Genomic DNA, 22951 nt, shown 5'->3' with positions numbered 1-22951 from the left:
AGACGACGTGACGGTACGACTGGTGCTCGGGCTGACGCTGACCGCGGTCGCGTTCGTACTGGCCGGGCGGCGGATCCTCACTCTGTACCGGCTGGCCCGCACCGGCCAGCCGGCGGAACCCGAACGCACCAGCGACCTCGGCACGCGCGGGTGGGCGATCGTCACCGAGGTGCTGGGCCAGCGCAAGCTGCTGACATGGAGCGTGCCCGGCGTCGCGCACTTCGCGGTGTTCTGGGGATTCGTGATCCTGGGCGCGACGATCGTGGAGGGCTACGGCGCGCTGTTCGACCCGGACTTCCACATCCCGATCGTCGGCACGCAGGCCTGGCTCGGCTTCCTCGAGGACCTGTTCATCGTGGCCGTCCTCGTCTCGCTGGTGGTCTTCGCGGGGATCCGGCTGCGCCACCGCCCGCAGCGGGAGGGGCGGCGGTCGAGGTTCTTCGGGTCCCACCTGGGCGCGGCGTGGCTCGTCCTCTTCATGATCTTCAACGTGATGTGGACGCTGCTGCTCTACCGCGGCGCCCAGGTCAACACCGGCAACTTCCCGTTCCCCGAGGGGGCGTTCGCGTCGGAGGCGGCCGGGCGGTTGCTGGCACCGGCGGGCGAGGCCGCCAACGAGGTGCTGGAGACGGTCGGCATCCTCGCCTCGCTGGGCGCCGTGCTGGCGTTCCTGGTCATCGTGGTGCATTCCAAGCACCTGCACATCGGGCTGGCACCGCTCAACGTGCTGTTCTCCCGGCGCCCGCGCGGGCTCGGCCCGCTGCTCCCGGTGTACTCGGGCGGCAAGCCGGTCGACTTCGAGGACCCCGACGAGGAAGACAAGATCGGCCGGGGCGCGATCGAGGACTTCACCTGGAAGGGCATGCTGGACTTCGGCTCCTGCACGGAGTGCGGCCGCTGCCAGTCCCAGTGCCCGGCCTGGCACACCGACAAGCCGCTGAACCCGAAACTGGTCATCATGAGCCTGCGCGACCACGCGCTGGACAAGGCTCCGTACCTGCTGGCCTCGTCGGACGCCGAACGCGCGAAGCTGCCCGACGCCGTCCGCGCGGAGGCGGAGCGACCGCTGGTCGCGCCGGTCGCGGACGGCGGGGTCATCGACCCCGACGTGCTGTGGTCCTGCGTGACCTGTGGCGCCTGCGTCGAGCAGTGCCCGGTCGACATCGAGCACGTCGACCACATCGTCGACATGCGCCGCTACCAGGTGCTCATCGAGTCCCAGTTCCCGAAGGAGGCCAACGTCCTGCTGCGCAACCTCGAACGCGCGGGCGACCCGTGGGGCCGTGGCGCGAACGCCCGGCTGGAATGGACGGCCGGGCTGCCCTTCGAGGTGCGCGTCTTCGGTGCGAACGGTGAACAGCGGCTGCCCGACGACGTCGAGTACCTGTTCTGGGTGGGCTGCGCGGGCGCCCTGGACGAGAACGCCAAACGCACCACCCGCGCGGTCGCCGAACTGCTGCACGAGGCCGGCGTCGAGTTCATGGTGCTCGGCGACGGCGAGACGTGTACGGGCGACTCCGCCCGCCGCCTCGGCCAGGAGATGCTGTTCCAGGAGCTGGCCCGGCAGAACGTGGACACCCTCACCACCGTCGGGGCCCGCAAGATCGTGGTGACCTGCGCGCACTGCTTCAACGCGATCGGCAACGAGTACCAGCAACTCGGTGGTGACTTCGAGGTGGTGCACCACACCCAGCTGCTGTCCCGGCTGGTGGCGGACGCACGGCTGCGCCCGGCGCACCCCGTCGACACCGCGGTCACCTACCACGACCCCTGCTACCTGGGGCGGCACAACCGTGTCTTCTCCCCGCCCCGCGACGTGCTGGGCAGCGTGCCGGGACTGCAGTTCACCGAGATGGAGCGCAGCCGCGAGACGTCGTTCTGCTGCGGGGCGGGCGGCGCCCGGATGTGGATGGAGGAGCCGCTCGGCACCCGCATCAACGAGACCCGCACCGACCAGGCGCTGGAGACCGGCGCCAGCGTGGTCGCCGCGGCCTGCCCGTTCTGCATCAGCATGCTCACCGACGGCGTCGCCACCCGCAAGCAGCAGGGCAAGGCGGCCGACGACGTGCGGGTCGCCGACGTGTCGGAGTTGCTGCTGCGGTCGGTGCGTGGCGAGGGCACGACCCCGGGGGCGTCCTAGCACGAACGCACGGTGCACGATGGACAGTCGCGCGGCGAGCCGACGCCGGCTGCCGGGGACCACGGGGTCACCGGCAGCCGGCGTCGGCCGGGTCAGCGCTTCATCGCGAGTTCGATGGCCTCGATGATCCGCGGCCGCAACTCGGCGGTGCTGACGATGGCGTCCACCGAGCCCACCTCGACCGCGCGCTGGATGCTGTGCACCCGGTCGAACTCGGCGGCGACCTCACCCAGCTTCTCCGCGCGCACCGCGGAGTGCGTCTCGGCCAGCCGGGCGTTCAGCGCCGCCCGCTCGGCGCCGCTGGCCGCGCCCACCTGCGCCTGCAACTCGGTCACCCGCGGGTCGTTCGCGGTGCGGCTGTTCACCTCACCGGAGAAGACCACGGCCGCGGCCGGGGCGCCGCCCAGCACCGAGGCGAACGAGCCCTCCAGCGCCAGCACGGTCATGTTCGGGTTGAGCGCCTTGGAGAACACCACGAACGCCCCGCCGTGGTAGCGGGAGATCACACAGAACACGATCGGGCCGTCGAAGTTGACGATCGCCCGGCCGATCTCCGCGCCGTACTCCAGCTGCAGCTTGCGCATCGACTCCGGTGAGCCGTCGAACCCGGACAGGTTGGCCAGCACCACCAGCGGCCGGTTGCCGGACGCCGAGTTGATCGCCCGGGCGGTCTTCTTCGACGACTGCGGGAACAGCGTGCCTGCCGTGTAGGTGTCCGGACCGTCGGTGGGTGGGAAGCCGCGCCGCGGCACCGACCGCGATTCGATGCCGATCAGGCAGACCGGCCAGCCGCCGATGTGGACGTCCTGCACCGCGGAGGTGTCCGCGTCGGCCATCCCGGCCCAGCGCTCCAGGACCTGGTGGTCCTGGTCGGCCAGGGCGCGCATCACCGTACGGATGTCGAAGGGCTTCTTGCGGTCGGGGTTGTGCTCGGCCGAGAAGATCTGGCCGACCGTGGCGAAGTCGCTGCCCGCCACCGCGTGCGGGAACGTCGAGATGTCGCGGTCGGCCGGGTCGTCCGTGGCGGCCCGCCGCGGCCCCGCCTCGCCGGGCACCACATACGTGTGGTCGTAGTGGGCCATCAGCACGTCCCGGGCGGCGCTCAGGTCGGGCGCCCAGTACTGCGCCTGGCCGTTGGGCCCCATCACCCGGTCGTAGCCGCCGATGCCGAAGTTGTCCTCCGCCGACACGCCGCCGGAGAAGTCCAGCGACTGCTTGCCGGTGAGCACCATCGCCGAGTCCGGCGTCATCACCAGGATGCCCTTGGTGTGCATGAGCATCGTGGCCTCGGCGTTCCAGTACGGCTGGGCGCCCACGTTGATCCCCGCGACCACGACGTTGATCTCGCCGCCGTCCTGGGTGAACGTGACGATCCGCTTGAGCGCGGCCGCGACCCAGTCCATGTTCTCGGTGCCCGAGTTCATCGAGATCCGCGCACCCGCGGACAGCGCGAACCACTCCAGCGGGACCCGCATCGACTCGGCCAGGTCCAGCGCGGCGATGACCCGCGCGCACTCGGGCTCGGACAGTGCGCCCAGCGCCTTCGTCGGGTCGCCGAGCAGCACCACGCGGGTGATGCCCTCGGGGTGGCGTACGGTCCGCGTGGTGACCACCCCGGCCACCAGCGCCGCGGTGTTGCGGCCCTTCGGGCGCGTCACCGGCACGAGCGTCCCGTCGTCGCCCAGGTCGTGCTCGGTGAAGTCGCCGTCCGGCCCGGTCAGCAGGTCGGTCAGCTCGTACGGGTAGACGTTGCCGCGTCGCGCCGCGCGCAGCACCTTCTGCCGGTAATCGTCCAGCGGCGGTACCGGTTCGGTGGACGGCTCGCCGATGTGCAGCTGCGCGCCGTTGCCGGGATCGAGGGTGACCCGGACCGCGACCTCGGTGAGGTCACCGCCGGGCGCGCGACGCCGGGCGAGGAACTGGACCTCCTCCAGCCCCGCCCCCGCCGTGGTCGGCAGGATGCGCTGCACCAGCGCCTTCAGGTCGTGGGTCGGCAGCTCGGTCGGCGGCCAGACGTACATGAAGATGCGGTTGGTGTCGTACCGCTTGTTCTGCGGGCGCTGCGCCTGGACGTCGCGGATCGCGTCCAGCGCGGCCGCGGCCGTGTTCTCCAGAGCGGGCAGCGCGACCAGCCGGCCGTCGGTGTCGCGCAGCGGCGTGAGGTCACGGACCTGGGCCATCGCGATGAGCCGCTCGTCGGCCGGATTGCTGCGGGCGACCGCCTTGAACAGGTAGATCTCCTCGTCGACCGACGGCAGCCGGGTCAGCGCGAACTCGGCCAGCCGCTGCAGCTGCAGGCGCCGGGCGATCTGCGGGTGCAGGCCCCGGATCAGCCGATCCTCCTCCAGCCCGGACTCGCCGGGCCGGAACGTGAAGTGGTGGTGCATCACGCCGCTGATCCCGGCGACCGTGATGGTGATCCGGCGCAGGGCCGCCGACTGCGGCGCGGTCGTCAGCAGCTCCGCCAGCCGCACGGCCGTGGCGTCGGCGTCCGGCTGGTCGTCCCACCGCACGTAGACGTCGGCGCCCAGCCCGCGCTCGGTGACACCGTCGGCGAACGAGCCGATCGCGCCGATGGCCCTCGGCAGGGCGGCGACGTCCACCGCGGTGGCGACCACGCGGGTCACGCCGCTGGTGCCGGTGTGCTCGGCGGTGACGAACCGGCAGCCCGCGACGTCGCGCGTGGCGACCTGGGACAGCCCGCGGTTGCCGTAGTAGCGGCGGGTCAGCACCTCCAGCAGCGGCGCGTGATCGCGGCCGGCCCGGCCGATCCGCTGGCCGATCAGGCGGACCAGCGGCTCGGCGCTGGCCACCATGGACTGGATCCGTTCGGCGCGGTCGGGGGCGTGCGGGTTCAGGTCGAGATGGCGCAGGCTGTCGCGTACCTCGACGTAGACCGTGGCCCGGTTGCGGCGCAGCAACGGCTGGGCGAACCAGCGGAAGACCACGCCGCGGGCCAGGTCCGACACGGCGGGGAAGCGCACCTGGGTCGCCTCGATCAGGTGTTCCAGCGCGAGCCCGGCTCGTTCGGCCAGCGGGTCGCGCGGCGCCGGGCCGGCCAGCCACTGCCGCAGCAGCTCGGAGACGATCGCGACGTCGGCGGACACCCGCCGCTGGGCGAGGAAGATCCGGAAGACCGCGTCCTCCAGCTCCGGCGTACGGTCGAGGTCGTTCACGCCGTAATGCCCGAGCACCTGCCGCAGCCGGGCCTGGAACTCGTCCGTGACCCCGGCCCGCTCGACGTCGAGGCTGCGCAGGTAGCTGTGGAAGTACTCGCGCGGGCTGTGCACCGGGCTGCCCGGCTCGACCTCGACCTCGCCGGCGGGCTTGTTGCGGCTCAGCTCCAGCAGGTCGGCGAGGACGGTCAACAGGTCCAGCTCGCCGGGCAGCGGGCGGCCACCCAGCTCGGCCCGGGCCGCCAGGTACCCGGCCAGCACCCGGCTGCGGTCCTGCGGGTCGACGTCGTAGCCGAGCAGCAGGCTGCGCAGGTCCTGGAGGCCGCGTTCGACCCGGACCGTGGCAGGCACGTCGGTCCGCTCCGCGGGCAGGTCGAGTTCCGCGGCGTCCCCGGCCGCCTCGGCGTCCGCGTCGGACTCGTCGTCGAGCGGCTCCAGCCGCATCAGCGGCGCGCCGGTCTCGACCTGGCTGCCCACCGAGACCGGGCATTCGCGGACCCGGGCGCGGAACGGGGCGCGCAGCACGTTCTCCATCTTCATGCTTTCCAGCACCACGATCGGCGCGCCCGCCTCGACCTCGTCGCCGACCGCCAGCGGAGTCGCCACGACCAGCGCGGGCGCGGGGGAGCGGACGACGCCGCCCTCGTCGCGGCTGACCCGGTGGGTGACGCCGTCGACCTCGACCAGGTGTACGGGGCCGTGCGTCGCGGTGACCAGCCGGAACCGGTGCCCGTTGACGGCCAGCTGGCCGCTGTGCTCGTCGAAGCGCTCGATCTCGACGTCGACGGAGCGCACGTCGCCGCCGGCCGAGATGCCGACCCGGAAGCGCTTGCGGCCGACGCGGGCGACCTGCACGCGGTAACCGGCACCGCGCAGCTTGAGGTCCAGCGGGCGGCCGCTCTCGTGCTGCACCTGCGGGCGCCCGCCGTGCGCGGTCGCGAGCAGGCGCTGGCGGCTGACCTCCTCCTCGTCCTGGTACGCCTCGATGGCGGCGGCGGCCAGGGCGATCGCGGAGTGCCGGTGGGTGACCAGGCGGCCTGCGGCGCGCTGCCGGTCGATCCAGCCGGTGTCGGCGCTGCCGTCGATCACCTCGGGCTGGTCCAGCAGGTCCAGCACGAAGCTCTTGTTGGTGGCGCCGCCCTCGATGATCACCGTGGTCTCGGTCATCGCCCGGCGCAGCCGTCCCAGCGCCTCGTCGCGGTCCCGGCCGTACGCGATGATCTTGGCGATCATGGAGTCGAAGGCGGCCGGGATGGTGTCGCCCTCCGAGACCCCGGTGTCCACCCGGATGCCGGGCCCGGCGGGCAGCGCCAGCCGCGCGATGCGTCCCGGGGCGGGAGCGAAGTCGCGGTCCGGGTCCTCGGCGTTGAGGCGCGCCTCCACCGCGTGCCCGCTCTCGCCCGGCTGCTCACCGGTCAGCCGCCCCCCGGAAGCCACGTGCAGCTGCAGCTTGACCAGGTCGGTGCCCGTGGTGATCTCGGTGATCGGGTGCTCGACCTGCAGCCGCGTGTTGACCTCCAGGAACGCGAACAGCTTCTCCGCGGGCTGGTACAGGAACTCCACCGTGCCCGCGCCCCGGTAGTCCACCGCCAGGGCCAGCCGCACGGCCGCCGCCTTCAGCTCGGCCGCCTGCTGCGGGGCCAGCACCACCGACGCGGACTCCTCGATGATCTTCTGGTTGCGCCGCTGCACCGAGCAGTCCCGCACGCCCAGCGCCCAGGCGGTGCCCTGCCCGTCCGCGATGACCTGCACCTCGACGTGCCGGGCGCCGGTGACCAGCCGCTCCAGGAACACCACGCCCGAGCCGAAGGCCCGCAACGCCTCCTGGCTGGTCCGCTCGTACGCGTCGGTCAGCTCGTCGTGCGAGGCCACCATGCGGATGCCCCGGCCGCCGCCGCCCGCGGTCGCCTTGAGCATCAGCGGGTAGCCGATCTGTTCACCGGCGCGCAGCGCGTCCGCCAGCGTGGCGACCTCGCCGCGGCTCCACGCGGCGACCGGCACCCCGACCTCCTCGGCGATCAGCTTCGCGCCGATCTTGTCGCCGAGCTTGCGCATCGCCTCCGCGCTCGGCCCGACGAAGGTGACCCCGATCCGCTCGCACAGCTCGGCGAACGCCGGGTCCTCGGCGACGAACCCCCAGCCGACCCAGGCCGCGTCGGCGCCGGTCTCCAGCAGCGCCCGCTCCAGCGCGGCGTGATCCAGGTACGGGCGGGCCGAGGCGGGACCGAGCGGGTAGCCGATGTCGGCCTGCCGGACGAAGGTCGCCGAGCGCTCCTCGTCGGTGTAGAGAGCGACCGTCTCGATCCGCGTTCCGGTCTCGGCCGACAGGTCCCGTACGGCGTGGATGAGCCGCATCGCGGCCTCTCCGCGGTTGACGATCGCGACGCGCTTGAACACCGGCTGACTCTCCTCGCAGTTCTGCAACAGGTGCGACGCGCCGGGGTGCCGGATCGTCGCGCCCTTTCTACACCGCGGCGGCGCGTCCCGGAGACCCCGGAAACGCCCCTACCGCCTCCCTCAGACCGTAGGGGTTGGCAGCGGAGGGCTTGGCACCCGGGCCCGGCGCACCCGGACTGCACCGCAAACCGGCGGTGGCGGGCAACATGGCGCACCTACCGTCGTTCGCTGTGCGTGACAGGGTGTTGAGCGTCAAGGACGCCGCCGAGGCCGTCGATCCGTCGGGGACGACGGACCGCTTCGCCGACCTCTTCACCGGGGTGTCGCCGGGCGACCCGCGGGCCGCCGAACGGCTGGCCGCGGGGCTGCACACGCTCGAGATGGTCCGGACCGAGGAGCTGCGCACCACCGGGACGGCGGGCGCGTACGCCGAACAGCTCGCGGTCACCCTGCACCGGCCCGACCTGCAGATGCGCGCCCGGCTGATCCGCGCCGACGTGCTGCGGCGCGACGGCGACGCCGCCGAGTCCGGCCGCATCGCGCAGCAGGTCAACGCCTGGGCCACCGAACACGGCGACACCTACCTGCTGGCCCGCAGCCACCTGCTGCTGGCGGGCTTCTTCCGCCACGTGGGTGACTCGGCCGACGCGCTGACCCACGCGGTGCAGGCGGTGGCGCACACCGAGCCCGACGTACCGGCGCGGCTGCGCGCCCGGCACCTGCAGGTCCTGGCGATGCTGCTGCACGAGAACGGCTCCGCGCAGGAGTCGCGGCGCCGCGCCGAGCAGGCGCACGACATCGCCGCGGCCGCCGGCGACCACGAGATGGTGCTGCAGATCCTCAACAACATGGCCTACTCGGCGTACGAGGACGGGGACGAGGAACAGGTCCAGGCGATTCTTGCGGAGCTCCAGGCGGTCAGCTCCCGCCACGGCCTGACCCTCGGTGCCCACATCCTCGACACCATCGCCCGCATCGAGGTGTCGCGCGGCCGGTACGCCGAGGCGGAGGCGGTCCTGCGCCCGGTCCTGACCGGGGAGGCCGAGTACCTGATCAGCGAGGGCCTGATGCTGACCACCGCGCTGCTGACGGCGGCCGAGGCCCAGCGGCTGCGCGGCGACCACCCCGCCGCCCAGGCCACCCTTGACCGTGCCGCCCTGCTGTGCGACGCCCGCGGCGTGGCCGCCGGGCGGGCACACGTGCGGCACGCGCAGTCCCAGCTGTACGCGGCCACCGGCCGCTACCGCGAGGCGTACGAGGAGTTCGAGCGCTTCTACGCCGCGACACAGTCGCTGCTGTCGGCCCAGCGGGAGGCCCGCGCCCGCGCCATGCAGGCGATGTTCGAGAACGAGGAGGCCCGCCGCGACAGCGCCCGGTTCCGGGAGCTGGCCGAGCGCGACCCGCTCACCGGCCTGTACAACCGCCGTTACATCGACGAACGGCTGGCCGTCCTCGTCGAGCACGCCACCCGCACCGGCACCCCGATCTCGGCCGTCCTGGTCGACCTCGACCACTTCAAGCGGGTCAACGACACGCTCTCGCATGCCACCGGCGACGCCGTACTCATCCAGATCGCCGGCCTGCTGGCCGACGCGGCGGACGGGTCCGCGGTCGCCGGGCGTCTCGGCGGTGAGGAGTTCGTGCTCGTCTTCCCGGACACTCCCGCCGAGGAGGCCCACCGGCGCTGCGAACAGCTGCGCGCGGCGATCGCCGGGCACGACTGGCAGCCGGTCACCGGCCGGATGTCCGTGACCGCCAGCCTCGGGCTCACCACGGCCGCCAACGGCCAGACCAGCCCGTCGGCGCTGCTGGCGGCGGCCGACCGCAACCTCTACGCCGCCAAGCGCACCGGCCGCAACCGGGTCATGGCCGACCCGGTCAGGTGACCCGTCACCTCCGCTTGATCGGTACGCAGTTGCCGGTCTCGTAGTTGCCCTGGCTGTCCTCCACGAGTCCGTGGTGGGAGTTCGCGATCCGGGCGCACACCTTCGGGGCGTCGCCGATGGCCTTGATGTAGCGCTGGTCGTCCGTGTCGAGCACCGACGTCTTGCGGTCCTCGACGTACCAGAAGCCCTTCTGGGCACCGGCCTGCTCGCCCATGATCGCGTCCGGCGGGTTGATGCCGTCGCTGCCGTAGATGTGCAGGTGGTAGCCGCCCTTGATGGCGGGCGGGGTGCCGTTGAACTCCGCGTCGTACTCGACGGTGAACTTGCCGCCGGAGACCTTCGCCGAGGTCAGGCAGACCCAGCGCGGATTGCTCTTGATCTCGTCGGTGCACTGCTCGTCGGCCGGGAGCGTGGGCGTCACGGCCGCCGCGGCGCGGTCGCCTTCGGTCGCCTTGCGGTCCTGCACCCCCTTGCGGTTGCCGTACGCGTAGGCCGCGGCGCCGCCGCCGATCAGGACGACCAGCACCGCGGCCGCCGCCAGCAGGGCCACCCGGCCACGGCCGCGCGTGTCCTCCGCGGCACCGGCGGCAGCGGCCGAGACGAACGTGGTGGTCCGTGCGCCCGTCTCGGCGCCGGGCACCGGAACGCCCGCGTTGCCGACCACGGTCGCGGCGGGCAACGCCGGCTGCAGTACCCGCGTCGACGGATCGGGGGTCATGGACCCGCCCCGGTAGGTCGCCGGGACCGGCCCGACGGACGGGGCCGCGGACGACACCGGGCTGACGGGCGGGGCGGCGGGCGCGGGCGGCCGTGCGATCGGGGCCGCGGGAGCGGCCTGCCGGCGCGGCGGGGTCACGGGCACGACCGGGCTCGCGGGAGCCGCCTGCTGAGGGCCTGCGGGTTTCGCCGGGGTCGCGGGTTTCGCCGGGGTCGCGGGCTTCGCCAGTTCGCCGCCCGCCAGCCAGGCCGCGCCGAGCGCGACCGCGTGCTTGGGGTGCGCGTCGACGACCACCGGTCGCCCCACCTCCGAGCCGACCAGCTGGGCGACGATCGGCATCCGGGACGAGCCACCCACCAGCAGCACCGAATGCACCTGCTCCGGGTCGCAGTCGGCGGACCGGATGGCCCGCTGCAGCGCCTCGACGGAACCGTGCAGCGCCGGGCGGACCATCGCCTCGAACTCCGCCCGGGTCAGCCGGACCTCGGTGGACAAGTTGGGCAGCAGCACCGGGATGGTCGTGTCGGTGTCCGAGGACAGCGCCTCCTTGGCCTGCACGCATTCGTCCCGGAGCCGGACCACCGCATTGATCACCGCGGGGTCGTCCTCGTCCAGCTCCTCCAGCTTGCCGCCCAGCGCCGTACGGACGTGGTTGAAGACCGCGGCGTCGAAGTCGGTGCCGCCGAGGCGCTCGATGCCCTCGGGCTGGCCGAGGACCTCGAACCCGGTCGCGGTCTTGCGCAGCACCGCGGCGTCGAACGTGCCGCCGCCGAGGTCGTACACGGCCACCACGGTGCCGAGCTCGACGCGCTGCTGCTGGGTGTAGTTGACCGCCGCCGCCTCGGGCTCGCTCGAGTAGGTCACCGGCACGTCGAGGTCGGCCATCCGGGTGGCCTGGCGCAGCAGGTCCATCTTGTACGGACCCCAGTTCGCCGGGTGGGTGACGCAGACCACGGCGGGACGGCTGCCCTCCCGGCGCGACACCTCGTCGACCACCCACCGCAGCAGCCGCGACATCAGGGCCTCCGCCGACTGCGGCACACCGCCGAGCAGGATCGGGGTGGTGTCACCGAGCCGCCGCTTGAACTCGCGGGCCACCCGCTGTGGCTCGGAGAACCCCCGGCGGTGGGCCGCGTCCCCGGTCAGGAACGTCTCGTCCTGCCGCAGCAACACCACCGACGGGATGGCCGCGCTCCGGTCGCCGAGCGAGACGGTCTCCGCCCGGCCGTCGCGCCAGATCGCCGCCGCCGTGAACGTGGTTCCGAGGTCAATGCCAAGCGCGTACATGGATGGGTGCTCCGATTATGGTCATCGATACAAGGCTCGATCATGTCGTCACAGAGGCGAACGCCGGGATGCCGCAGCCGGTTCGATCCCGGCTCGGTGTTTCACCGCAGCCGCCGCCGGTCGGCGATCATGCCCTCGCACGATCGGACGGCCACCCGTGCGGCGATCGCCAGTTCCGCCGAGGTCAGCGGATTCTCGGCCCGGCGCTGCCAGCGGGCCAGCGCCGCGTCCGCCGCCGCGTCCAGCTCCGCGCCGGTGGCGTCCGGCGGCAGCCGCAGCCGCTGGTGGACCGCGGCGCCCGCGCCGCCGATGAGCTGTTCCAGCTCGGTGATGACGTCGGGCTTGCCGGTCACCCACCCGGCGCGCAGGCTGGAGAGCACCCGCAGCTCGTTGAACGGGTGCGCCGAGGCGATGATCTCCTCCACCCCGGCGGCGACCCGTGCGCTGCCCGGCCGGTCGCAGACCCGGGTGACCTCGGCCAGGGCCAGCAGCGCGGACCGGGACTTGAGGACGTCGCGGCGTTCGAAGAACAGTGAGCCGAGGACCTCGCGCAGCTGTCCGAGCCCGCTGCGCTCGATCAGCTCCCGGGCCAGCTCCGTCGCGGTGCCACAGGTGCCGTGGCGCAGCAGCGCCGCGGACAGCCGCAGCCCGAACACGCCGAAGCGGCCCAGCAGCGACTCCCGTTCGAGGGAGGTCATGCCCAGCTCCGGCATGGTGTTCACGAACCGGTCCGCGGTGAGCAGCAGCTGCTCGGCCTGCGCCGGGGGCAGCTCGGAGATCTTGCGCAGCCGGGCGAACTCCACTTCGGTGAGGGTCGCCGCGGTCTCGGCCAGCAGACCCGCCACCGGTACCACGGACTGCACCAGCCGTCGCACGGCCGGGTCCGTGCTCAGCCGGCCCGCGACCCGGCGCGCCGAGGCCATCGCGTCGAGCCGGCCCACCGCGATCTCGTCGGCCCGCGACAGGACCCCGATCGCGTTGACCGGGTTGGGCCGGGACACCTCCACGTCGTGGAAGGCCTGCAGGAACTCGACGTCGTTGCTGTGCAGGTGGCGAAGCAGGTAGATGACCGCGTCGGCGGGTGTCTCCTCGTCGTCGGGCGCCAGCAGGCTCCAGGACCGCCGCGAGGTCTGCTCCGACAGCGACCCGATACCCGGCGTGTCGATGAGTGTCACGCTCCGCAATGCCTGCGAGGGCCAGGTGACCTCGAGCTGCGCCACGTCGTCCACCCGAAGGCCGCCCAGGTCGAGCTCGATGGCGCCGTCCTCACGGCTGAACCGCAGCTGCCGCGGCGGCCCCTGATACGGCTGGGCCGTCACCTGATAGGTGTGCCCGTCGCGGTACCAGGTGACGATGCGGGTGCACTCGCCCGCGTCGGTGGGGGCCAGCCGTTCCCCGACCAGCGCGTTGAGCAGTGTCGACTTGCCCGCCTTGATCCGGCCGGCGATGGCCACCCGCAGCGGTTCGTCGAGCCGGTCGCGCACGGCGGTCAGCCGCTGCTCGTAGCCCGTGCCGCGGTACACCTCGATGGCCTGGCCGAGCACACCCCGGGTACGGTCGACCAGGCTCATCGGGTCACCGCGGCCGACCGCCGCCCGACCACACGCATCCTGACCAACTCGGACATCCTCACGTCGCTGCTTCCCGGCCTGCCTGCGTTCCGTAGCCGCCCGCGCACCGGTCGTCGTCGTGCGGCCACTGGACGCCCAGAGCATGCCACCTGCCAGCAAGCCTCGCGGACCCGAGCCTTCCCGAACAAGGTGCCCGCAGTCACCTACGCCTGGCCGATCAGCCCAGGGTGTGACGCCGCACCCCGCCGACGGGCCCGGTGCCCGGGAGCCGTGACGACGGGCACGTCGTGCGGTCTGCGCCGCCATCGGCCGTAAACTGCCAGGTCGACGCGGGCGAGGAGGGAATGCACGGGTGACTGTCGTGGTGGGGGTGGACGGCGCCGGGCGTACCCGCCGCCTCGGCGAGCTTGCCGCCGCCACCGGCCGGCCCGTCGTCCCCGTGGTCTTCACCACCGTCGAGGACCTGGAGGAGCTGCTGGCCCGGGCCCGCGCCGAAGGCGCGCTGGTGGTCGTCGACGACGCCCACCGGCTGCCCCCCGGACCACTCCGGGTGCTGGCCGCCGCCGCCCGTACCGGGGTGCCGATGGCGATGGCCCGGCGGCCGACGATCGGCGGGCCGGAACTGGCCGATCTGGACGAGGCGCTCGCCACCACGGGAACGGTCGAACACCTCGGCCCCCTCGAGCCCGCGGCGATGTCCGAACTGGTCAGCGCGGCGCTCGGCCACCCGGCGGCCGCGGAGCACGTCGCCGCCGTGCATGCCGCCTCGGCCGGCCTGCCCGCGGTGGCCGCGATGGTGGCCGCCGACCCGGACGGCACCCCGCCCGCCCTGGTCGCCCGTTTGCAGCGCCGGCTCGCCGGGCCCGACCGGGACGCCGCCGACCTGGCCGTGATCCTCGCGCTGCGGCTGGACCTCGGCGACGACACCGTCTGCGCGGCGGCCGGGCTGGGACAGGCGCGGGCTGCGGCCGCGACCCGCTCGCTGCGCGAGCAGGGCCTCTTGACGCCCGACGGGGAACGGATGATCCCGGCGGTCGCCCGCGCGGTCCTCGCCGAGAAGTCCGCACCGGAACGACGCCGCCTGCACGATGCCGTCGCTTCGGCACTGCTGGCCACCGGCGCCGACCCGGTCCGCGCCGCGGAGCAGCTGCGCGCCGCCCGCGCGCGTACCGCCACGGCCGCCGACGTCTACCGCGGCGCCGGAGACCTGCTGCGTTTCACCGCGCCGGAGCGCGCCCTGTCCTGGTACGACGAGGCGCTCAACTCCGGCGCCGACCCGGCGCAGCTGGCCGCCGGGCGGGCCGAGGCGGCCGTCCTGCTCGGCCTGCCCGTCGACCTGGACGTCGCGACCGCGGGCGCGTCCGACGCGGCCCGGCTGGCGGTGGTCGCCGGTGCCGCCGCGGCCGCCGACGGCAGACCCGGCCGGGCGGCCGAGGCGCTGCTCGGCACCGGACCACCCGGACCGGTCCTGGCCGTCGCGGCGCTCATGGCCACCGGTCAGCCGGGCCCGGCGCGCACCGCGGCGACCGGCCCGGCCCCGCTGCCCCTGCGCCGCCTCGCCGAAGCGGCGCTGACGGTCGGGAGCCCCGGGACGGCCCTGCCGCTGCTGATCGAGGCGGCCGAGGCGTACGAACAGGCCCCACCGGCGATTCCGGTGCCCGACCTGCCGCACGCGCTCGGCGCGCTGGTGGCGGTGACCGCAGGCGACACCGCGACCGCCGAGCACCTGCTGGAGCGGGCGCTGACCGCCGGGGCCGGTGGGCCCGCCGCCCAGGACCGGCACCGCACGCTGCTGGCGTGGGTGCGGATGCGGGCCGGCCGGTACGACACCGCCCTGGCCGAACTCGACCGTCTGACCGGCACGCCGTTGCCGGGCCGGGAACGGCTGACCCTGGCCTGCCTCACCGCCGGGATCGCCCGGCGCCGGGGCGACATCGCCCAGCTGCGCGCGGCGTGGGCGCTGGCCGAGCCGGTGCTGGCGCGCCGCGCGGTGGACCTGTTTCACCTGGAGATGGTCGAGGAACTGCTGGTCGCCGCGGCCCGGCTGCGCCACCACCGGCGCATCACCCCGGTCCTCGACGACCTGGCGGAAATCGTCGAGCGCCTCGGCCACCCGGGCGCCTGGGCGGTGTCGCTGGGCTGGATCCGGCTGCAGATCGCCGTGGTCGGCGAGGACCAGCCTGCTGCGAGCGCCGCCGCGGCCCACCTCGGCAGTCTCGGACCCGCCGGCGCCCGGCAGCGGGCGCAGTGCCGGTCCGCCGTGCGCTGGGCGGCCGCGCTCGCGGGAGACGTACCGGCGGACGAGGTACTGGCGGACGCCGCCGACCTCGTCGCCGCCGAGCTGCCGTGGGAGGCGTCGCGGCTGCTCGGGCAGGCCGCGATCCGTACGGACGATCCGTCGGCCGCGCGCCGGCTGCTGGAGCGGGCCCGGGAGCTGTCACGGCCGGAGGCAGCGGCGGACGAGGCACCGGCGGACGGGGGACGGGGGAGTCTGTCCGATCGGGAGGTCGAGGTGGCACAGCTGGTGCTGGCGGGCCGTACGCACCGTGAGATCGGCGCCCAGCTCTACCTGTCCCCGAAAACGGTGGAACACCACGTGGCCAGGATCCGTGCCAAACTCGGGGCCGGCAACCGGGCCGAGATGATCGCTGCGCTGCGTAGTCTGCTGCCGGCGGAACCGTAGGTCTGCCGGGCGGAGCCACCGCCGGGACCACCCCCTAACCCCCTGCTGCCGGAAGGGGGATAGCCCCGATGCGAGGCATCGGCTACAACCCGCAGAGTTGCAGTTGTCCGACCACGAGGGGCGGGCCCGAATACAGGAGAAGTCATGGCCGCAATCGAAGTTACCCCGCTCATCATCGACAACGTCCGGGCGCTGTTCGAGAAGGTGTTCAGCAGCGACGCGGAGGTCGCGAGGTTCCTTGCCGACCCGGCCGGTTCCTTCGCCGCCAACGACATCGACGCCGAGACCCTCAACTCGGTCGACCTCACCCAGATCGTGACGGATGCGGCCTACAGCAACAGCGACCACTCCGCGAGCCACAGCGGGGGCTACAGCAGCGGCGGTGGCTACACCGGAGGTTCCGGTGGCGGCTACAGCAGCAGCGGCGGCGGTTTCCGGGACAGCGGTGCCGGCAGCTCGGCGGCTTCCGCCCCGAGCGTGCAGCAGGTCCAGCAGGTGACGCAGGTCGCGCAGACCTTCACCACCCAGAACTTCATCGACAACTCCCGGACCTTCACGGACAACTCCTCCAAGATCGACAATTCGGTCGATGTGGACGTGGACGGGCCGGTCCTGGGCGACATCGACGTCGACGCGACCAACGTCAACCAGACCGGTGACGGCAACGTCGCCACCACCGGTGACGGCGACGTCAACGCGGCGACCGGCGACGGCGCGGTGGCCCAGCAGGGTGACGGCGACCAGGTCGCCGCGACCGGCGGCTCGGTGGCCGCGGGTGGCGACGCGATCGGCGTCACGGGCGACAACTCGTCCGTGGAGGTCGTCGGCGGGGACAAGGTGACCGCGGGCGACGGTTCCGTGGTCGGCACCGGCACCGGCGACGTGCTCGGCGCCACCGGAGACGGGGCGTTCGTCGGCAACGCGGCCAACGGCGACGTGGTCGGCAACACCGGCGACAACGCGGTGACCGCCGGGCGGGACATCTCCGGAGCCGTCAACACCGGCATCAACTCCGGCATCCAGGCCAACGGCGACGTGGACAAGCCGGTCCTGGGCGACAACTTCGGCATCGTGGGCGACGACGTGGACAAGGCCGTCCTGGGCGACAACACCGGCATCGTGGCGGACGACGTGGACAAGGCCGTCGTGGGAAACAACAACCAGGCGGCCCAGTTCGACATCGACACCAGCGGCGGCGCGGGCGGTTCCGCCAACGGCACCGGCGGCTCGGGCGGCTTCGGCGGCGACGCCAGCGCCGACGGCGGGAACGGTGCGGGCGGCTCGGCCGGCGTCGGGGTCGGCGCGGGCGTCGGGGTCGGCCTGCGCGGCAGCGGCTCGGGCTTCGGCCAGGGCCAGGGTGGCGACGGTGGCGACGGTGGCGACGGCGGCAACGCGGTCGGCGGCAGCGCCGCGGGTGGCGCCGGTGTCGGTGGCAACGCCAGTGGCGGGTCCGGCGGCGCAACGGGCCCGATCAACATCAACTTCGGTGGGGGCAGCCAGACCAACGTCACCGACTCCCAGGTGAAGGACTCCTCGGTGGCCTCCGGCGGTAACGCCACCACCACGCAGGACTCGTTCAACGACAACTCCACGAACGACTCGTTCAACGACCAGTCGACCAACGACTCGTTCAACGACAACTCCACGAACGACTCGTTCAACTCGCACGACTCGATCCACGGGGACGACTCGCACATCATCCGCGAGCAGGCCGACCACTTCGACGGGCACCACGACGCCGCTGCCAGCGTCGACGCGGACCACAGCGCCTGATCCGCAGACCGGCGGAGATCGTCCCGGATGAACAGCAGCGCGGCGTGGTGGGTTACCGACCCACCACGCCGCACTGGCACCCGGGCCGTCGGCCGCTTCGCCGCACCCCACCCCGACCGGGAGGAACGACGTTGACCTCGACCACGACACCAGCCAAGGCCGACGACACGCTGCGCCGGGCGACCGAGATCGTCGACCTCGCCCAGCGCGCCTGCGAGGCGTACGGGCGGCCGGACCTCGGCCCCCGCCTCGCCGCCGTCCGCGCCACCCTGGCCGACCCGGCGGTGCACATCGTCGTCGTGGGTGAGTTCAAGCAGGGCAAGAGTTCCCTGGTGAACGCGCTGGTCGGGACGAAGGTCTGCCCGGTCAACGACGACGTCGCCACCGCCCTGCCGACCTACGTCCGGTACGGCAAGGAACCGTCCGCCGAGGTGCTCCTGGACGAGGTCCCTCCCCGGCGCGAGTCGGTTCCCGTGGACCGGGTACGGGAGTACGTGCTGGAGAAGGAGGCCGGCGGCGCGGTGGACGGGGTGACCGGCGTGGAGGTCCGGCTGCCGCGCCAACTGCTCTCCAGCGGCCTCGTGATCGTCGACACCCCCGGGGTCGGCGGGCTCGGTTCGGTGCATTCGGCGGCCAGCCTGACCGCGGCGTCCATGGCCGACGCCGTGCTGTTCGTCACGGACGCGGCCCAGGAGCTCACCCGCAGCGAGGTGGAGTTCCTGCGCCAGGCCCGCGAGGTCTGCGGCACGGCGGTGTGTGTGCTCACCAAGACCGACTTCTATCCGTACTGGCGCAAGATCCGTGACCTCGACGAGGGGCACCTGCGCGCGGTGGGGGAGATGCCGATCATTCCGGTCTCCTCCGACCTGCGGCTGCGCGCCGTCGCGGCCGGCGACAAGGACCTCAACGCGGAGTCCGGCTTTCCCGAGCTGGTCACGTTCGTCTCCCAGCGGGTCTCCGGCGGCGCGGCCGCCCGGGCCGCCGCCCAGGCGGGCGCGTCGGTCGTCGGGATCTGTGAGCAGATCGAGAGCCAGTTCGCCGCCGAACGGGCCGCCCTGGCCGACCCGTCCGCCGCGGCCACGGTGATGAACGACCTCGCCGGGGTGAAACAGCGCGTGGAGGGGCTCAAGGCCGCCGCGGCGAAATGGCAGCAGACCCTGAGCGACGGCATCGCCGACCTCAACGCCGACATCGACCACGACCTGCGGGGCCGGATCCGCCGGCTGATCGAGGAGGCCGACACGCTGATCGAGGAGGGCGACCCGGCCGACGACTGGGCGGAGACCGAGCGCTGGCTCAAGGAACGGGTCTCGCAGGAACTGCTGGCCAACTACATGCTGCTGCGGGACCGGGCGATCAGCCTCAGCGACGAGGTGGGTACCCACTTCGCGCAGGCCGCGGGTCAGGTCCTGCAGCATGTCGCGGTCAGCAACCCGGTGCCGCTGGCGGGCACCGCCGAGGTCGAGCACAAGATCGAACTGGCGAAGATGAAGCTCGGCAAGCAGGCGATGGTGGCGCTCAAGAGCGCCTACGGCGGCGCGCTCATGTTCACCATGCTCGGCACCCTGGCGGGCATCGCCCTCGGCCCGATCGGCATCGGGATCGGCCTGGTGATGGGCCGCAAGGGCCTGCGTGAGGAGAAGACCCGGCAGCGGGCGAACCGGCAGAACCAGGCCCGCAACGCGATCCGGCGCTACTGCGACGAGGTCAGTTTCGTGATGACCAAGGACTCCCGGGACACCCTGCGCCGTATCCAGCGTCAGCTGCGGGACCACTACAGCGAACTGGCGGACGAACTGGCCCGCTCCAACGCCCGCGCGCTGAGCGCCGCGTCCGAGGCGGCCAAGCGCACCACGGAGGAACGCGAGAGCCGGCTGCGTGACCTGACCGCCGAACTGGAGCGCCTCCGGCAGCTGCGCGACCACGCGGCGGCGATCGTTACCTGACCCGGTCGGAGCTCAGATTCCGCATGATGGACTGATGAGGGGTAGGGCAGCCTGGCGGGCCGTGGGGCAGGCGTTTCCCGGTCCGGTGGGGCTGGCAACGTGGATCGCGGTGACCGTGCCGGCGCCGCTAGTGATCTACGAGGCGACGCACCGCTGGGAAGAGGATCAGGACGTGGCGACGGCCCTGTGGTGGACCCTGGCGGCTGTGCCAGCGCTTGCCGCCTCAGCGGCTGCCCGGTGGACCGGACGTGCGGGTCAGCACGCTGTCCGGCCACTCCTGGCCGCCACGGCCACGGGAACGCTGGTCAGCGCAGTGTTCCTGGCCGGGTCCATGGCCTTCTACCGGTGGGTCATCCCACTCAGCGGAGCGATGGATTGGCCGCGATTGTGGTGGATCGGATTGCTGCTCGCGGTCGCCGGCGCGGCGATCGGCTATCCGATCGGGCGTCGGCGCCGCACCCGCCAGGCCGGGCGGTGGGGTTACCTCGGCGGCGCGCTCGTCGCCGTGGCGGGCGCGCTTCTGGCCCCGGTGACCGTGCGACTGGGTGCGGAGGACAGCACCAGCCGACCGCACGACGAAGGCCGGTACGGCGAGACAGGGCTGTACGCGGCGCCACCCGGCAGGTCCGGGATCCTGGAACTGCCGGCGGCGGGCCGGTACGCGATCCTGGCGGCGGGCTTCTCGCCGAAGGATCCGGCCTGCCGGGTCAGCGGTCCGGGGCGGGCCGCACGTCGGGCGGAGTTGGTCAGCATCCCACCGAGCGACTACGGCAACGGTGACTACGCGACCTACGCCTGGGTCGCCTCCTTCACCGTTCCCGGACCCGGCACGTACGTCGTCACCTGCCACACCGGTGACGGGCAGGCGAGGTACACCGTCGGCACGATTCCGCGGATCCGCGGAGCGGTCGCGGCGGTGATTCACTGGCCGGCCGCCGTGATCAGGCTGCTGGGCAGCATCCCAGGCCTTCTCATCATCGCGACCACGTACCGGCGACGCGCCCGGCGAGTGGCAGCCGCGGCACCCGAATAGTGCTGTCCGATGCCCGCCGGGCTCAGTCGCCGTCGATGTCGTCGATCTCGTGGGCGTGATCGGGCAGGGCGGGGGCCTCCCACAGGTCGGCGCCCGGGGCCACGTCCGGCAGGTCCGGCAGATGGTGCGGATCGTGGTGATCGGCGTACCCGGGCTCCGGCTCCGGTGTCGCGGCGTCGAAGTCGATGTCGTCGAGCGCCGCGGCGTGGTCGTGCCCGTGGCCGAACGCCATCTCGAGCGGCGCCCACCCGTGGTGGTCGACGCTGTGGTCGTGCACGTCCGGGACATCGGCGTGGTCGGCACCGCCGATCTCGACGAGCGGATCGATCTCCGGTGTCGCCAGGTCCGGGCCGTCGTCGAGGTCCGGGCCGTCGTCGAGGTCCGGCGTGGGGGCGGTGGCGAGCAGATCGGGCAGAGAGTCGATCTCGCCCGCCACCGGGTCGCCCTCGGTGATCGGACCGTGCGCCATGACGAACGGCGCCAGATGCTCGGCGACCTCGGCCGGGGCGGTGTCGGCGAAGCTGACCACCGCCTCGGCGAGGAGGTCTTCCGGCAGGTCCGGATGTCCGCCGGCCTGCAGCACCGCGGCGAGATCGCCCGGGGTCCCGGCCGCGCCGGTCAACCCCGCGATGATCTCGTGAAGTGATCGCGCCGGTGCCATGCCACTACTGTATGTAGATCACCACCGGTGCCGGCAAGGGGGACTTCCCCTGGCCACCCCCTAACCCGTCAGTGGATCATCACCGGCGTCTCGACGGCGCCCTCACCCGCGTCGTCCTGGCTCGCCGCCTGGCGCTTGCGCGGCAGGAAGGCGATCGGGATGAACGTCGCGAGCACCAGCACGAAGCCGACCCAGAAGGTGGTGGCGAACGAGTCGGCCACGAACTTCAGGCCCTGCTCGATCACCGCCGGGGGCAGCGGCAGCGTCATGTGATGGCTGGCGATCGCCGCCTGGGCCTCGGTGATCGGCTGCCCGTTCGGGCCGGTCGCCCCCGGGATGGGCGTGGACTTGTTGAGCTGGCTGGTCAGGATCACCGACATGGTCGCCGAACCGATCGAGCCGCCGATCTGCTGGAGGATGTTCACCAGCGTCGAGCCGCGCGCGACGTCGTGGTGGTGCAGGGTACGCAGCGCGGACGTCATGATCGGCATCATGGTGCCGCCCATGCCCAGACCCATCACGAACAGCGAACCGCACAGCAGCACGTACGAGGTGTCCACGCCGACCTGGGTGAACGTGAAGAAGCCCGCGGCGATGAGCGCCATCGCGAACGGCACGGTGCGGCCCACCGGGACCTTGTCGGCCAGCATGCCGGCGATCGGCATCGTCAGCATCGCGCCGATGCCCTGCGGTGCCATGAGCAGCCCGGCGTGCAGCGTCGACTCGCCGCGGACCTGCAGGAAGTAGCTCGGGAACAGCAGCCCGGCGCCCATGAACGCGATGATGAACACGAACAGGGACACGGCCGAGACCGTCAGGTTGCGGTTGCGGAACAGCCGCAGGTCGAGCAGCGGGTGCTTCGGCTTGAACGAGTAGAAGACGAACCCGATCACCAGCAGCGCGCCGGTCAGCATCGGGAGCCACACCTTGGTTGCCGCGATCGTGCCGGCCTCCGGCAGCGACGACACGCCGTAGAGGAACAGCGCCAGACCCGGCGACAGCATCAGCATGCCGACGAAGTCGAACGACTCCGACGGCTGCGGGTTGTCCTTCGGCAGCGCGAACCAGGAGTACACCAGCGCGATCGCGCCGATCGGCAGGTTGATCAGGAAGATCCATTCCCAGCCGTGGGATTCGATCAGCCAGCCGCCGAGGATCGGGCCGCCGATCGGGCCGAGCAGCATCGGGATGCCGAGGACCGCCATCAGCCGGCCGATCCGCTCCGGCCCGGCCGCGCGCGTCATGATCGTCATGCCCAGCGGCATCAGCATGCCGCCGCCGAGACCCTGCAGGACCCGGTAGCCGACGAGCTGCTCGATCGAGTCGGCGGTGGCGCAGAGCATCGAGCCGAGCGTGAACAGCAACAGGGCGAGCATGTACAGCCGTTTGGTGCCGAACCGGTCGGCGGCCCAGCCGCTGAGCGGGATCACCGTCGCGAGCGCGAGGGTGTAGCCGGTCATCGTCCAGGCGACCTCGGCGTACGTGGCGTCGAACTCGACCTGGAACGTGGGCAGCGCGACGCTGACGACGGTGATGTCGAGGATCGACATGATCGCGCCCAGCACCACCACTCCGGCGATCTTGAGCACTGCGGCATCAAGTGTTTTTGGTGGGCTTGCGACTTGATCAGTCACGTGAGACTCCCGGTGGGTGGGCAGGTGTCGAGGCGCCGGCGCGTCC

10 protein-coding genes and 1 pseudogene are annotated in these 22951 nt (G+C 72.7%); 6 read left to right on the top strand and 5 right to left on the bottom strand.

All coding sequences use genetic code 11. From position 1 onward, the window contains the following. Positions 1–7 precede the first annotated feature (7 nt). Positions 8–2140: a (Fe-S)-binding protein gene (locus ACMCNO_RS20540; RefSeq protein ID WP_412751073.1), complete on the top strand. Its 2133-nt coding sequence runs from the start codon at positions 8–10 to the stop codon at positions 2138–2140. A 92-nt stretch (positions 2141–2232) separates the two neighbouring features. Here ACMCNO_RS20540 and ACMCNO_RS20535 read toward each other — a convergent pair whose 3' ends face one another. Continuing rightward, complete coding sequence (locus ACMCNO_RS20535) at positions 2233–7713, bottom strand: carboxyl transferase domain-containing protein (protein ID WP_412751072.1); 5481 nt, start codon at positions 7711–7713, stop codon at positions 2233–2235. 230 nt (positions 7714–7943) lie between these two features. Here ACMCNO_RS20535 and ACMCNO_RS20530 point away from each other — a divergent pair, with 230 nt between their 5' ends. Next, positions 7944–9599: a diguanylate cyclase gene (locus ACMCNO_RS20530; protein ID WP_412751071.1), complete on the top strand. Its 1656-nt coding sequence runs from the start codon at positions 7944–7946 to the stop codon at positions 9597–9599. Positions 9600–9603: 4 nt separating this feature from the next. Here the strand turns inward: ACMCNO_RS20530 and ACMCNO_RS20525 are convergent, their stop codons facing one another. Then, positions 9604–11604: an Hsp70 family protein gene (locus tag ACMCNO_RS20525; RefSeq protein WP_412751070.1), complete on the bottom strand. Its 2001-nt coding sequence runs from the start codon at positions 11602–11604 to the stop codon at positions 9604–9606. 40 nt (positions 11605–11644) lie between these two features. Continuing rightward, positions 11645–13175: pseudogene (locus ACMCNO_RS20520) on the bottom strand (dynamin family protein). A 352-nt stretch (positions 13176–13527) separates the two neighbouring features. Here ACMCNO_RS20520 and ACMCNO_RS20515 point away from each other — a divergent pair. From ACMCNO_RS20515 to ACMCNO_RS20500, 4 genes are all read left to right on the top strand, one after another. After that, complete coding sequence (locus ACMCNO_RS20515) at positions 13528–15858, top strand: LuxR C-terminal-related transcriptional regulator (RefSeq protein WP_412751069.1); 2331 nt, start codon at positions 13528–13530, stop codon at positions 15856–15858. 144 nt (positions 15859–16002) lie between these two features. Beyond that, the gene (locus tag ACMCNO_RS20510) at positions 16003–17631 is read left to right on the top strand and encodes a hypothetical protein (protein ID WP_412751068.1); all 1629 of its coding nucleotides are present in this window, start codon (positions 16003–16005) and stop codon (positions 17629–17631) included. Between the two features lie 131 nt (positions 17632–17762). Continuing rightward, a complete protein-coding gene (locus ACMCNO_RS20505) occupies positions 17763–19577 on the top strand; it encodes a dynamin family protein (protein WP_412751067.1) in 1815 nt (604 codons plus the stop codon). Positions 19578–19611: 34 nt separating this feature from the next. Next, on the top strand, positions 19612–20610 hold the full coding sequence (locus tag ACMCNO_RS20500; RefSeq protein ID WP_412751066.1) for a hypothetical protein: 999 nt from the start codon (positions 19612–19614) through the stop codon (positions 20608–20610). A 22-nt stretch (positions 20611–20632) separates the two neighbouring features. Here the strand turns inward: ACMCNO_RS20500 and ACMCNO_RS20495 are convergent, their stop codons facing one another. Together ACMCNO_RS20495 and ACMCNO_RS20490 are read right to left on the bottom strand one after the other, a co-directional pair. Next, positions 20633–21271: a hypothetical protein gene (locus ACMCNO_RS20495; protein ID WP_412751065.1), complete on the bottom strand. Its 639-nt coding sequence runs from the start codon at positions 21269–21271 to the stop codon at positions 20633–20635. A gap of 68 nt (positions 21272–21339) precedes the next feature. Then, positions 21340–22905 carry a DHA2 family efflux MFS transporter permease subunit gene (locus ACMCNO_RS20490; RefSeq protein ID WP_412751064.1) on the bottom strand — a complete coding sequence of 522 codons (1566 nt, stop codon included), beginning with the start codon at positions 22903–22905 and terminating at the stop codon, positions 21340–21342. Between the last annotated feature and the right edge of the window lie 46 nt (positions 22906–22951).

The organism is Krasilnikovia sp. M28-CT-15 (assembly GCF_047159595.1).
Classification (GTDB): domain Bacteria; phylum Actinomycetota; class Actinomycetes; order Mycobacteriales; family Micromonosporaceae; genus Actinoplanes.
Note: the sequence above shows the minus strand (reverse complement) of the source record. Positions and strands in the feature narration are given on the sequence as shown.

What these genes read in the sequence shown, in the direction of transcription:
- ACMCNO_RS20525 (WP_412751070.1), bottom strand. Translation starts at nt 11,604, where the DNA reads ATGTACGCGCTTGGCATTGACCTCGGAACCACGTTCACGGCGGCGGCG.
- ACMCNO_RS20510 (WP_412751068.1), top strand. Translation starts at nt 16,003, where the DNA reads ATGGCCGCAATCGAAGTTACCCCGCTCATCATCGACAACGTCCGGGCG.
- ACMCNO_RS20500 (WP_412751066.1), top strand. Translation starts at nt 19,612, where the DNA reads ATGAGGGGTAGGGCAGCCTGGCGGGCCGTGGGGCAGGCGTTTCCCGGT.
- ACMCNO_RS20495 (WP_412751065.1), bottom strand. Translation starts at nt 21,271, where the DNA reads ATGGCACCGGCGCGATCACTTCACGAGATCATCGCGGGGTTGACCGGC.